11 protein-coding genes are annotated in these 12,763 nt (G+C 70.4%); 7 read left to right on the forward strand and 4 right to left on the reverse strand.

The genetic code is table 11. The annotated features are described in order from the left end of the window. Positions 1 to 15: 15 nt before the first annotated feature. Positions 16 to 1,320, reverse strand: coding sequence for a M16 family metallopeptidase (locus D3218_RS01165; protein WP_119538063.1), 1,305 nt, complete (start codon positions 1,318 to 1,320; stop codon positions 16 to 18). Continuing rightward, positions 1,317 to 2,726, reverse strand: coding sequence for a threonine synthase (gene thrC / locus D3218_RS01170; RefSeq protein ID WP_119538459.1), 1,410 nt, complete (start codon positions 2,724 to 2,726; stop codon positions 1,317 to 1,319). Before thrC ends, D3218_RS01165 begins: the two co-directional genes overlap by 4 nt. 122 nt (positions 2,727 to 2,848) lie before the next feature. Here thrC and D3218_RS01175 point away from each other — a divergent pair, with 122 nt between their 5' ends. Beyond that, on the forward strand, positions 2,849 to 3,406 hold the full coding sequence (locus D3218_RS01175) for a hypothetical protein (protein WP_119538064.1): 558 nt from the start codon (positions 2,849 to 2,851) through the stop codon (positions 3,404 to 3,406). Positions 3,407 to 3,410: 4 nt separating this feature from the next. On the opposite strand, the gene D3218_RS01180 is transcribed toward D3218_RS01175, so the two are convergent. Further along, complete coding sequence (locus D3218_RS01180; RefSeq protein WP_119538460.1) at positions 3,411 to 4,100, reverse strand: HAD family hydrolase; 690 nt, start codon at positions 4,098 to 4,100, stop codon at positions 3,411 to 3,413. Positions 4,101 to 4,258: 158 nt separating this feature from the next. Here D3218_RS01180 and D3218_RS01185 point away from each other — a divergent pair, with 158 nt between their 5' ends. After that, complete coding sequence (locus tag D3218_RS01185) at positions 4,259 to 5,404, forward strand: site-specific DNA-methyltransferase (RefSeq protein ID WP_119538065.1); 1,146 nt, start codon at positions 4,259 to 4,261, stop codon at positions 5,402 to 5,404. Here D3218_RS01185 and mutY read toward each other — a convergent pair. Next, positions 5,380 to 6,561, reverse strand: coding sequence for an A/G-specific adenine glycosylase (gene mutY / locus D3218_RS01190; protein ID WP_245414873.1), 1,182 nt, complete (start codon positions 6,559 to 6,561; stop codon positions 5,380 to 5,382). The genes D3218_RS01185 and mutY overlap by 25 nt on opposite strands. Between mutY and D3218_RS01195 the strand changes: the two genes are divergently transcribed. The 5 genes from D3218_RS01195 to ppdK all read left to right on the forward strand — a co-directional run bounded on the left by D3218_RS01195 (position 6,545) and on the right by ppdK (position 12,743). Beyond that, positions 6,545 to 7,288: a glycosyltransferase family 25 protein gene (locus D3218_RS01195; protein ID WP_119538066.1), complete on the forward strand. Its 744-nt coding sequence runs from the start codon at positions 6,545 to 6,547 to the stop codon at positions 7,286 to 7,288. The genes mutY and D3218_RS01195 overlap by 17 nt on opposite strands. Then, complete coding sequence (locus D3218_RS01200) at positions 7,285 to 8,511, forward strand: O-antigen ligase family protein (protein ID WP_119538067.1); 1,227 nt, start codon at positions 7,285 to 7,287, stop codon at positions 8,509 to 8,511. Before D3218_RS01195 ends, D3218_RS01200 begins: the two co-directional genes overlap by 4 nt. Beyond that, on the forward strand, positions 8,508 to 9,062 hold the full coding sequence (locus D3218_RS01205; RefSeq protein WP_119538068.1) for a DUF721 domain-containing protein: 555 nt from the start codon (positions 8,508 to 8,510) through the stop codon (positions 9,060 to 9,062). Before D3218_RS01200 ends, D3218_RS01205 begins: the two co-directional genes overlap by 4 nt. Before the next feature lie 122 nt (positions 9,063 to 9,184). Beyond that, positions 9,185 to 9,928: a DsbA family protein gene (locus D3218_RS01210; protein WP_119538069.1), complete on the forward strand. Its 744-nt coding sequence runs from the start codon at positions 9,185 to 9,187 to the stop codon at positions 9,926 to 9,928. Between the two features lie 136 nt (positions 9,929 to 10,064). Then, positions 10,065 to 12,743, forward strand: coding sequence for a pyruvate, phosphate dikinase (gene ppdK, locus D3218_RS01215; RefSeq protein ID WP_119538070.1), 2,679 nt, complete (start codon positions 10,065 to 10,067; stop codon positions 12,741 to 12,743). Positions 12,744 to 12,763 lie beyond the last annotated feature (20 nt).

A 12,763-nucleotide genomic window follows, 5' to 3' on the forward strand; every position in this document is an offset into this window, starting at 1 on the left:
GAGGCCCAGTCGTCCTCAGGACGAAACCAACGTGCGGGGAGGCGGCGGCACGCTCGCGCCGGAGGCGCGGGAGGCGATCTCGCCCACGTCGGGAAGGCGGGAGATCGGGCCGATCGCCGCGAGCGTCGGCGTGGTGCCGAGGAAGGTCCTGCCGGCAAGGTCGGTGAGGCGGTCCGCGTCGATGGCCGCCAGCCGGTCCAGGAGTTCGCCGTTCTCCAGCACGGAGCCCTTGAACATGAGCTGGCGGGCGATCTGTCCGGCGCGCGACGCGGGGCTCTCCTGGCTCATCAGGAGGCTGGAGCGCATCTGCGCGCGGGCGCGGTTCACCTCCTTCTCGGTGATGCCCTCGGTCGCGCGCACCAGCTCGGAGACGATCACCGGCGCGAGCTCGGCCATCTCCTCCTCGCCGGTCGCGGCGTGGACGCCGAAGATGCCGGTGTCCGAGAAGCTCCAGTGGAAGGCGGAGATCGCGTAGCACAGGCCGCGCGTCTCGCGGATCTCCTGGAAGAGGCGCGAGGACATGCCGCCGCCCAGGATGATCGACAGGACCTGCGCGGCGTAGAAGTCGCGCTGGTAGTAGGGGCGGCCGGGAAAGCCGAGCACCATCTGCGCGTCGGCGAGATCGCGGTCCTCGCGGAACTCGCCGCCGGTGTAGACGGCCGGCTCGCGCCGATGCACGGATTCCGGTGCCGAGGCGGAGCCGAAGGCAACCTCGACCCGGCGGACGATATCCTCGTGCGACACGGCGCCGGCGGCCGAAACCACCATCTGTTCGGGCGCGTAGTGCCGCCTCAGGTAGTCGCGGATCTGCCCGGGCGTGAAGCTGCTGACGCTCTCGCGCGTGCCGAGGATCGGACGGCCGAGAATCTGGTCCCGGTAGGCCGCGCCCTGGAAATGGTCGAAGACGATGTCGTCCGGCGTATCCTCGGCGGCGCCGATCTCCTGGAGGATGACGTGCTGCTCGCGCGCGAGTTCCTCCTCGTCGAACCGCGAGTCGATCAGGATGTCGGTCAGGATGTCGAGCGCGAGCGGAACGTCGTCCTTCATCACCCGCGCGTAGTAGGCGGTCGTCTCGACGCTGGTGGAGGCGTTCAGCTCGCCCCCCACGTCCTCGATCTCCTCGGCGATCCGGCGTGCGCTTCGCCGGTTCGTGCCCTTGAAGGCCATGTGCTCGAGAAGATGGGCGATGCCGTGTTCGCCCTCCGCCTCGTCGCGGGCCCCCGCCTTGACCCAGACGCCGAGCGCCGCGCTTTCCAGCGTCGGCATGTTCTCGGTGGCGATGGTCAGCCCGTTGGAAAGCCGGGTGATCTCAACGCTCATGCAGCGGCCCCGAGACGCACGGCGCGGCTGCGCTCGCGGATGAAGGCCTGGAGCGCGCCGAGATCGTTCGGCAGGATGTCGAAGCGCTCGCCCTTGGTCATCAGGTCGGCATGGCTCGGGGGCAGGGCCGGCTCGGTGCCGCAGGCGGCCTTCACGGCGGCCGGAAACTTGGCCGGATGCGCGGTGCCCAGCGAGATCATCGCCACGTCTCCGAGCCGCTTCTCGGCCACCGAGACGGCCACGGCCGTATGCGGGTCGAGAAGATAGGCGGTGGTGGCGAGCTGGTCGCGGATCGTCTCGGCGGTCTCGCTCTCGCCGGTGCGTCCCGCGTCGAACTCGGCACGGATCGCCTGCAGGATGTCGTCCGGCAGGGTGAAGGCGCGCGACTGCTGGAGCTGCTGCATCAACCGGCGGATCACGTCGGCGTCGCGCCCGCCCGCCTCGAACAGGAGGCGCTCGAAGTTGGACGAGATCTCGATATCCATCGACGGCGACATGGTGGCGTGGACGCCCTCCATCTCGTAGCGCCCGGTGCGCAGCGTTCGCTCCAGGATGTCGTTCTCGTTGGTCGCCACGATCAGGCGCTCGATCGGCAAGCCCATGCGCTTGGCCGCGAAGCCGGCGAAGATATCGCCGAAATTGCCGGTGGGCACGGTGAAGGACACCGCGCGCCCCGGCGCGCCGACGCTCGCGGCGGCGGTGAAGTAGTAGACGATCTGGGCCATGATGCGGGCCCAGTTGATGGAGTTGACGCCCGACAGCGCGCTCTCGCGCCGGAACGCGGCGTCGTTGAACATCGCCTTCACCAGCGCCTGGCAGTCGTCGAACGTGCCCTCGACGGCGACGGCGTGGACGTTGGGCGAACCGGCCGTGGTCATCTGCCGCTGCTGGACGGGCGAGACGCGGCCCTTCGGGAACAGAATGAACATGTCCGTCCGGTCGCTGGCGGCGAAGGCGGCGATCGCCGCGCCGCCGGTGTCGCCGGACGTCGCGCCGACCACCGTCGCGCGCTGGCCGCGCTGCGCCAGAACATGGTCCATCAGCCGCGCCAGGAGCTGCATCGCCACGTCCTTGAAGGCGAGCGTCGGTCCGTGGAACAGCTCCAGCACGAAATGCCGCTCGCCGATCTGCACCAGCGGGGCCACGGCCGGATGGCGGAACGTCGCATAGGCGTCGCGCACCATGCGCTCCAGCGCCTCGGGGGCGATCTCGTCGCCTACGAAGGGCTTCAGAATCTCGAGCGCGACCTCGGCATAGGGGCGCCCGGCGAATGCGGCGATGGTCTCGGGCGGGATCTGCGGCCAGGTCTCGGGAACATAGAGGCCGCCGTCGCTGGCAAGTCCGGCGAGGAGAACGTCGGCGAACCCGAGGATCGGGGCTTCGCCCCGCGTACTGACATATCTCACGACCACTCCCAACGGTTCGGTCCGGCGACCCGTGGGCGGAGCGTTTTCGCGGCCCGCCCGGTCGAAACCCGCGTAGGGGCCTGATATAGAACGGCTCGACACGGTATGGGAAGAACCGCCGCATGCATATGTCCAAGCAGACCTTCGCCCGCAACGCCGCCGGCATCGTCCTCGCGGCCCTGGCGCTCGGCGCCTGCAGCACCTCCGGCGGGGGCGGCACCGTCCCCGCGCCGTCGCCCGCGCAGCAGGCCGCCAGCGCGGGGACGGTGCCCGACTACTGCCCGCAGGTGAGCCTACGCGAGGGCACCGCGATCCTGCGCCGGGGCTCGGGCGACGCCCTCCAGTACATCGCCTCGATCGCCTCCACCACGCGCTCCTGCCGCGTGCGCGACAGGCAGCTCTACATGGAGGTCGGTATCGCCGGGCGCGTGGTTCCCGGCCCGGCGGCGCGGCCCGGTTCGGTCCAGCTTCCGATCCGCGTGGCGATCCTGGACTCGGGCAAGCTGGTCTACAGCCAGCTCGGCCAGCAGCCGGTCTCGACCGATCCGGCGGGCGGGCCCAAGGAATTCCGCTATGTCGACCGGGCGATCCGCATCGCCGTGCCGCAGGGCCGCTCGCTGGTGGTCTATGCCGGGTTCGACGAGGGGCCGCAGGGCGGCAAGAGCCGCCCCGGCTCCTGAGCGCTCAGGCGCGTTCCCACTCGGCGAGGGCCTCGACCACCGCCGGAAACTCCGACAGGCGCCGGATCACCGTTTCGGCGCCTGCCTCGGTCAGCGAGTTGGCATGGCCGGGATAGGTATGCCCCCCGCCCACGAAGCCGACGACGCGGCACCCCGCAGCCACCGCCGCTGCGACGCCGTGGACCGAATCCTCAAGGACGACCGTCTCGCCCGGCGCGGCATCCAGCTCGCGGCAGCCGTGCAGGTAGACGTCCGGGGCCGGCTTGGTCCTGCCGCTGCCGACCTCGCGCGCCGAGAACACATAGGGACGGAACCGGTCCCAGAGCTTCACGCGCTCCAGCGTGAGCATCAGCTTCAACCGGTCCGTGCTGGAGTTGGAACAGATCGCACGCGGCAGGTCGATGCGGTCCAGCATCTCGTGGACGCCCGCGATCGGCTCCAGCTCGGCGGCGAGGCGCTGGTCGAGCGCCACCCTCTGGCGGGCGTTGTAGTCCTCCGGCAGGCGGATGCCGGCTTCTTCCTGCAGCAGTTCGGCGATCCGGTCCTGCGTCAGCCCGGCGAACCGTTCGGCGATCTCGGTCGGCGAGATGTCGTAGCCGACCTCCTTCAGCATGGTCGAATCGACCTTGGCCGAGATGATCTCGGAATCCACGAGGACGCCGTCGCAATCGAACAGCACGAGGGAAAGAGGCATGGAGCTGTCCTCCGGCAGAAGGAAACGGAAGGAATAGGAGAGACGGCGACCGGGTAGCACGCGGCCGATGCGCTGACCACCCGCACGGACTTCACCGATCATTAAGCTCGTTCGGTAACCATGAAGGTCGTATCCGAGTAGCGAGTTCAGGTGGCCCGATGTCGAAACTGCAGACCGTTCGTCGTCTTCCCGTCGAGCAGGACCGGTCGCCCGTTGCGCCCGAGTGGTTAAACACCATCATCAAGGGAGACTGCGTTTCGCGCATGGCCGCGCTGCCGGAGAAGTCGGTGGACGCGATCTTCGCCGACCCGCCCTACAACCTTCAGCTCGGTGGCGACCTCCATCGGCCCGACCAGTCGAAGGTCGACGCCGTCGATGACGCGTGGGACCAGTTCGAGAGCTTCGCGGCCTACGACGCCTTCACGCGCGCCTGGCTGCTCGCGGCGCGGCGGCTGCTCAAGCCCAACGGCACGATCTGGGTGATCGGCTCCTACCACAACATCTTCCGCGTCGGCGCGATCATGCAGGATCTCGGGTTCTGGATCCTCAACGACGTCGTGTGGCGCAAGACCAACCCGATGCCGAACTTCCGGGGCCGCCGCTTCCAGAACGCCCACGAGACCATGATCTGGGCTTCCAAGAGCGCCGATGCCAAGGCCTACACGTTCAATTACGACGCGATGAAGGCCGCCAACGACGACACGCAGATGCGCTCCGACTGGCTGTTTCCGATCTGCTCGGGCGGCGAGCGGCTGAAGGACGGCGAGGGGCAGAAGGTCCATCCGACCCAGAAGCCCGAGGCGTTGCTCGCCCGCGTGGTCATGTCCTCCACGCGGCCGGGCGACACGATCCTCGATCCGTTCTTCGGCACCGGTACCACGGGCGCCGTGGCCAAGCGGCTCGGCCGCAACTTCGTCGGCATCGAGCGGCAGGACGACTACATCGAGGCCGCGACCGACCGCATCCTGTCCGTGGAGCCGCTCGACGCGGACGTGCTGCGCATCTCCGCCGGCAAGCGGGCGGAGCCGCGCGTGCCCTTCGCCACCCTTGTGGAGGCGGGGCTCGTGGCGCCCGGCGCCGAGCTCACCGACGCCAAGGGACGCTGGCAGGCCAGCGTGCGCGCCGACGGCACGATCGCCTTCGGCGGCGAGGCGGCCTCGATCCATCGGATCGGCGCAAAGGTCCAGGGGCTCGAGGCCTGCAACGGCTGGACATTCTGGCACGTGCGCGAGAACGGCCGGCTGCGGGTGATCGACGAGCTGCGCCAGATCGTGCGCGATCAGATGGCCGCCGCGCCCGCCTGATCGGCCGCGGCGCGTTCCAGCACCTTGCGCATGAGCGTCGGCAGGGCTTCGCCGTCCAGCGTGGACGGCGAAGCCCACCATCCGTCGATGCCCGGATCGGCGCCGGCTTCCGCGGTCCAGACCTCCAGGGTCAGGTCGAAATGCGTGAAGCCGTGGCGCACGAAACCGACGAGGCGCCAGTCGGCCGCCACGGGCGCGGCCTCCGCGCCCGTGGCGCCGTCGGCGCGCGAACTCCAGTCTGTGGTCGGCGGCTCGCTCATGCCGCCCAGCATGCCCGACGGGGGGCGCCTTCGCAGCCAGACCGCCCCGTCGCCCGTCCGCCGCAGCACGAAGGCGGCGCCCTCGCGGGCGGGCTTCGCGCCCTTGGCCGCCTTCACCGGAAAGAGTTCCTGTCGCCCCTGCCGGCGCGCCTTGCAACCCTCCCCGACAGGACAGAGCACGCAAGCGGGCCGTCGCGGCGTGCAGATCGTGGCGCCCAGATCCATCATCGCCTGCGCGAAGTCGCCCGGACGCTTGGCGGGCGTCAGGTCCTGAACCAGCGCGCGGATCGGGCGGCGGGCGGCGGGCAGGGGCGTCTCGATGCAGGCGATGCGCGTGGCGATGCGTTCGATGTTGCCGTCCACCACGGCCACCGGCTCGTCGAAGGCGATCGCCGCGATGGCGGCCGAGGTGTATTCGCCGACGCCGGGAAGGCTCCTCAGCTCGGCGGCGGTCTCCGGGAAGCGGCCGCCGCGTTGCGAAGCGACGTCGCGGGCGCAGGCCAGGAGGTTCCGCGCGCGGGCGTAGTAGCCGAGGCCAGCCCAGGCGCCCATCACCTCCGCGTCGGCCGCGCCGGCCAGCGCCTCCACCGTCGGCCACCTCTCGGTGAATGATGCGAAATACCCCTTCACCGCCGCCACGGTAGTCTGCTGGAGCATGATCTCCGACATCCACACGCGATAGGGATCGGGCCGGATACCGGCCGCGAGATCGGCGGGGGACACGCGCCAGGGCAGGACGCGCGCGTGTCGGTCGTACCAGGCCAGCAGCGCCTCGGCGAAGCGTCCGTCCGACCGTTCGGGTTGACTTCCCTCCGGGCCGCGTCCATCCAACCGCCCTTCCGGGCCTTCGGCGCCCCTGGTTCGGGCCGGCATCGTGCGCATGGATTTCTTCGTCATCAATCTCGACCGGTCGCCGGAGCGTCTGGCGGACATCCGTGCCGACATGGCCGCCGAGGGCATCGACCTGATACGGATCGCGGGCGTCGATGGGAAGACGATCCCGGAGGACGAGCGTCCGTTGCTCGACCTTCCGGCCTTCCTCCGACGCCATGGCAAGCGTCCGGTGCCGGGTGAATACGGCTGCTACCTGAGCCACCTCCAGGCCATCGAGGCGATCGCGGCGGGCGGGGCCGAGATGGGCGTCGTGTTCGAGGACGACGTCCGCCCCCGGCCCGGCATGGCGGCCGTGCTGCGGGCGCTCGCCGAGCGCGACGACTGGGACGTGGTGCGTTTCGCCCATCACCGACGGCCTTGGCGGCGCCGGCTTCGCGCCTTGCCCGAAGGGCGTCGCCTTTCCGCCGCTCTCTTCGGGCCGACAGGCAGCGCGGCGGCCTACATGGTGCGTCGATCCGCCGCCGCGAAGCTGGCGAGGGCGCTGCGTCCGATGTCCCTCCCGTTCGACGTCGCGCTGGAGCGCGGCTGGGCCAACGAGGTGCGCACCCTCGACGTCTGGCCCGATCTCGTCGCCTTCGCGGCCCGGTCGAAGACCAGCCAGATCGAGGTCGGCGGGCGCTACGGGGCCCGCAAGCTCAAGCCCTGGCGCCGGCTTCCGACCCTTCTGTTCCGCACGTCCGAACTCGTGCGTCGCGTCACCTATGCGCTTGGCGCGGGACGCCGGCGATGACGGTGCTCGGCCTGCTGCTGCGCCGCCGCCGCTGGGATCCCGCGATCCTCGGGGCGGGCACCTTGTGCCTGTCGCTGCTCGTCTCGGCGGGCAAGGCGGCCTTCCTGCTGTTCGCCGTCTGCGGGCTCTATCTCGCGATCACCCGCCCCCGCACCCTGCGCGGCGCGCCTGTCGTCTTCATGGGCGTCCTGGCGGGATGGGCGCTCTGGCAGATCGGACTCAGCCTCGCGCGCGGCGAGCCGATGGACGGAAACCGTGTCCTGTCCTACGCGGCCCTGGAGTTCGCCTGCGCCCTCTTGCCGCTCGGCCTAGGGCTGGTGCGTCATCCGGCGCGGGCGCTCGCGTTGGGCGGGCGCGTCGGGATGCTCGCGCTGGTCGTCCTGTCCACGGCCGAATACGCGGTGACGGGCGCGCGGGTCGGCCTCGGCAAGAACGAGGCGATCTTCGCCTTCGTGGTCGGGGCCATCGCCATCCTCGCGCGTCTTCCGACCGGCGGCGGTCCGCGCTTTCTGCCGGACGGGCGCTTCTGGACCTACCTTGCGGCTGTGCCGATCGCCCTCAGCGGCACGCGCGCCGCCATGCTGCTCTTCGTCATCACCGCGATCCTCGACCTGCGGGGCGCGCTGCCGCACCTTCGCGCTCGCAAGGGGCGTGTGGCGGTCGCCGTGGTCGGCGGGCTCGTGGCCGCGATGCTGGCGGCGGTGCCTGTGGGCGGCTTCCTGGCCGATCGGATGGAAGCGGGCGTCGCGGAGATGGAGGCCTACGAGGCGACGGGCCTCGCGGTCGGCTCGGTGGACATACGGCTGGCCATGTGGTCGTCGGCGCTGCGCGTCCTCGCCGAGCACCCGTTCATAGGCGTCGGCGGCATGGAGCGCATGGCGCGGGTCGCCGACGAGGCTGGGCCCAATGCGGGCGAGGTCCTACGCTACCAGCACCTGCACAACCTCGTCCTGGACGAGGCGCTGTCGAGTGGCCTGATCGGCCTCGCCCTCATGGGCGGCGCGATGGCGGCCTTCCTCGCAGGCGCGCTCGGCCGTTCGGTCGATCCGCTGGTGCGCGATGCGTCCCTGGCCCTGGTGCTCTTCACCTTCGTGTTCGGCCTGTTTCACGGCGTGCTGTTGAACGAGTGGATGGTGCTCGTCATCTTCTCCGGCATGGGCATCATCCTCGTGGAGCTGCGGCGTTCGCGCCCGTTCGGAGAACGGTCCGGAGGCGCGACGTGACATCGCCGACCGGCAAGCCCCCTGCTGGGAAGCCGGCCGGCAGGCCGCCGAGGCGCGCGGCCCGTCCGATCGGCGATCTCGTGTCGCGGCTGGTGGAGCCCGTGGTGGCCCGCAAGGCCGGCATGTCGCTCGACCTCCTCGGGGCCTGGCCCGAGATCGTCGGGCCGAGGCTGGAGGAGGGGTGCCGGCCCGAGAAGCTGGTCTGGCCCAAGGGATACGGCGACGAGACGTCGGAGCCCGCGACGCTGGTGATCGCCTGCGAGGGCGCCTTCGCCCTCCGGCTCCAGCACGAGGTCCAGACGATCCTCTCGCGCGTCAACGACTTCTTCGGCTATCGCGCCGTGTCGAAGGTCAAGATCGTGCAACGGGCGGTGCGCATCGTGCGCCCGAGCCGAAAGCCGGCCGTCGCGCCGCTGGACGCCACGCATCGCGAGACCATCCGGGACGCCACGTCCCGGATCGAGAGCGACCGGCTCCGCGAGGCGCTGGAGCGGCTTGGCGAAACCGTGATCGGCCGCAACGCCGCCGCCCGCGACCCGCGGCGGCGCTGAGGCGGCTCCGCGGGGCGATCGCCGCGTCCAACCTCCATCCTGCCCGTTGGATCGCCACATTTCCTCGCCTACGTGGCATAAGCGAACGCGAATCGTGGCTTCTGCGAAAGGCTGATCTCTTCATGCTCGTTCCTTCGAACCGGTCCCGTATCCTTCCTCGAGGCGCCCGCGCGCTGGTCGCCGGCCTGTTGACGGCGGGGATCGCGCTCGGCGGCGCGGCGCCCGCCTTCGCCCAGGCCGAGACCGCCGCCCCCGCCGCCGCGGCGCCCGCGGCCGCGCAGACCAACCCTTCCGCCGCCACCGCGCCGGCCCCCGAGGGCACGGTGGACGTGTCGAAGCTGATGGCGCCGCAGGCGCTTCCCGACATCATCGTCGGCAACGCCGACGCGCCGGTGACGATCGTGGAATACGCGTCGATGACGTGCAGCCACTGCCGCGACTTCCATTCGGAGACCTATCCGAAGATCAAGGCCGACTACATCGACACCGGCAAGGCGAAGCTCATCCTGCGCGAGTTCCCGTTCGATCCGCGCGCGCTGGGCGCCTTCATGCTGGCGCGCTGCGCAGGCGACGACAAGCGCACCGCGATGGTCGACGTGCTGTTCGACCAGCAGCGCGAATGGGCCGCCGCGGAAAACGCGTCCGCCGCGCTCCTGAAGATCGCGCAGCTCGCCGGAATGACTCAGGACCAGTTCGCCGCCTGCCTCAAGGACACCGAGCTCCAGGGCAAGGTGGTCGCGGTGCAGACCGCCGGCCAGAACGATTTCGGCGTGAACGCGACGCCCACCTTCTTCGTCAACGGGGACAAGTATTCCGGCGCCCTGTCGGCCGACGAAATGGCGGCGGTGATCGAGAAGCATCTGTAATCGCTCGCATTGGGGCGCGGGACATACCCGCCCCGCGCCCCGAAGTTTTGCGCCGCAGCAATTGGCGCAGGCGCAACAATGACATATGTCTGGCGCGATCGGTTCTTCGCTTCCAGCCCAACGGCGCCCGTTTCCCATGGCCAAGAGACTGTTCACGTTCATGCGTGGCGCTGCGGATCGCACGGCGGACCCGGCGGAGGCGCTTGGCCTGAAGGGCTCGAACCTCGCACTCCTCGCCTCGCTGGACCTGCCGGTGCCGCCGGGCTTCACCATCTCGACCTCGGCCTGGCGCGAGGCGGAGAGCGCCGAGGGGCTCCCGGCCGCGCTGCGCAACGAGGTGCTGGCCGCCATCGAATGGCTGGAAGGGGTGACCGGGCGCACGCTGGACGGCGCGCAGAAGCCGCTTCTCCTCGCCGTTCGCGCCAGCGCCCGCTCGGTGATGCCGGGCCTTGCCGACACAGTGCTCGACCTCGGCCTCAATAGCCGGACGGTGGAACTCCTGGCGCGCGAGCTCGGCGACGTCGGCTTCGCCTTCCGGGCCTATCGGCGCTTCATCGAGAGCTACTGCAGCCTGATCCACGCCGTCGATTCCGTGGATTTCGAGGAGCTGGCGGAGACCGAGCGCGCCCGCGCGGGCTGGCAGGGCGACGAGCCCCATTCGCTGGTGGACTGGCGCGCGCTCATCGCCGCCTACCTCCGCTTCATCGAGGACGAGGTCGGCAGCCCGATGCCGCAGACGCCCCTGGAGCAGCTCTACCAAGTGATCGAGGCGAGCTTCGCAAGCTGGCGCGGCCCGGTGGCGCGTGCCTTCCGCCTGGCGCACGGCATCGCCGAGAATGCCGGCGTCGCGATCACGGTGCATTCCATGATCTTCAACGAGCGCGGCGAGAAGTCCGGCACGGGTCGTGCGCTGTCGCGCGACCTGAAGACCGGCCGTCCGCGCCTGACCGGCGAGTTCGTGTTCGGCAACCGGGACGGGGCGGGACCGGCCGGCGTCACCGAGCCGCTGAACCTCGAACGCGTCGAGGCGGAACCCGACCTCTTTCCCGCCGATCCCGCGGCGCTGACCGAATACGTGCGCCGGATCGAGGCGCATATGGGCGACGCCACGGAGGTCGACTTCATGGTCGGCGACGGGGAGCTCTTCTTCCTCCAGTCGCGCATCGCCCGGCGCAACGTGGCCGAGGCGATCCGCGTCGCGGTGGAGATGGTCCGCGAGGGACAGATCGCCGAGGAGGACGCGCTGCTTCGCATCGAGCCGTCCTCGCTCGACCAGCTCCTCCACCCGACCATCGAGCGCGGCGAGGAGGTGCTGGTCGTCGCCAAGGGCATGCCGGCATCGCCGGGGGCGGCCAGCGGCGAGATCGTGTTCTCGTCCGAGCGGGCGATCGCCGTCGCCGCCGAGGGGCGCAAGACGATCCTGGTGCGCAACGAGACGCTGCCGGAGGACGTCCACGGAATGCACGTGACCGAGGGGGTGCTGACCGTGCGCGGCGGCACCACCAGCCACGCGGCCGTGGTGGCGCGCGGCATCGGCAAGCCCTGCGTGACCGGCGCCAGCGCGATCCGCATCAACCAGGAGGCCGGCACCGTGACGGCCATGGGGCGGACGCTGCGGGCCGGCGACCAGATCACCATCGACGGCACGTCGGGGGAGGTCATCCTCGGCTCGCCCAAGCTCAAGCGACCCTCGCTGACCGGCGACTTCGCCACGCTGATGGCCTTCGCCGACCGGGCTCGGCGCATGGAGGTGCGCACCAACGCCGAGACGCCGGCCGAGGCGCGTGCCGCCCGCGCGTTCGGCGCCGAGGGCATCGGCCTGTGCCGCACCGAGCATATGTTCTTCGAGGGCGAGCGCATCTCGATGATGCGCGAGATGATCCTCGCCTCCGACGAGGCGGGACGCCGGGCGGCGCTGGAACGCCTCCTGCCGATCCAGCGGTCGGACTTCGTCGAGCTGTTCGAGATCATGGCCGGCATGCCTGTGACCATCCGATTGCTCGACCCGCCGCTGCACGAGTTCCTGCCGAAAGGCGAGCAGGAGATCGCCGAAACGGCCGTGATGCTCAGCATGAGCCCGGCCGTGGTGGCGGAACGGATCGAGGCGCTGCACGAGTTCAACCCGATGCTCGGCCATCGCGGCTGCCGGCTCGCCATCTCGCATCCCGAGATCGTGGAGATGCAGGCGCGCGCGATCTTCGAGGCGGCGATCGAGGCCGGCGAGCGCAAGGGCAAGGCCGTGGTCCCGGAGATCATGGTGCCGCTGGTCGGTCTGCGCCGCGAGCTCGACTTCGTGAAGGCGCGCGTCGAGCGCATCGCCGACCTCGTGAAGCAGGAGCGCGGCAAGAGCGTCGACTATCTGGTGGGCACGATGATCGAGCTGCCGCGCGCCATCGTGCGCGCCGACACGATCGCCGAGGTCGCCGATTTCTTCTCCTTCGGCACAAACGACCTGACGCAGACCGTCTACGGCATCTCGCGCGACGACGCGGCGAACTTCCTGTCCAATTACGAGCGCCAGGGCATCATCGAGCGCGACCCGTTCCAGTCGCTGGACATCGAGGGCGTGGGCGAGCTGATCGCGATGGGCGTCGAGAAGGCGCGGCGCACCCGGCCCGACATCTCGCTCGGCGTCTGCGGCGAGCAAGGCGGCGATCCCAATTCCATCGCCTTCTTCGAGCGCACGGGCCTCGACTACGTCTCGTGCTCGCCGTACCGCGTGCCCATCGCGCGGCTGGCCGCCGCGCAGGCGGCGATCCGCTTCGAGCGGGCCCTGCGCGCCGCCGCCGCGCCCAAGACACGCGGGCGCCACTGAGCGAGCAGCGTCGGCCTATG

The sequence above is a fragment of the Aureimonas flava genome (assembly GCF_003583935.1).
Classification (GTDB): domain Bacteria; phylum Pseudomonadota; class Alphaproteobacteria; order Rhizobiales; family Rhizobiaceae; genus Aureimonas; species Aureimonas flava.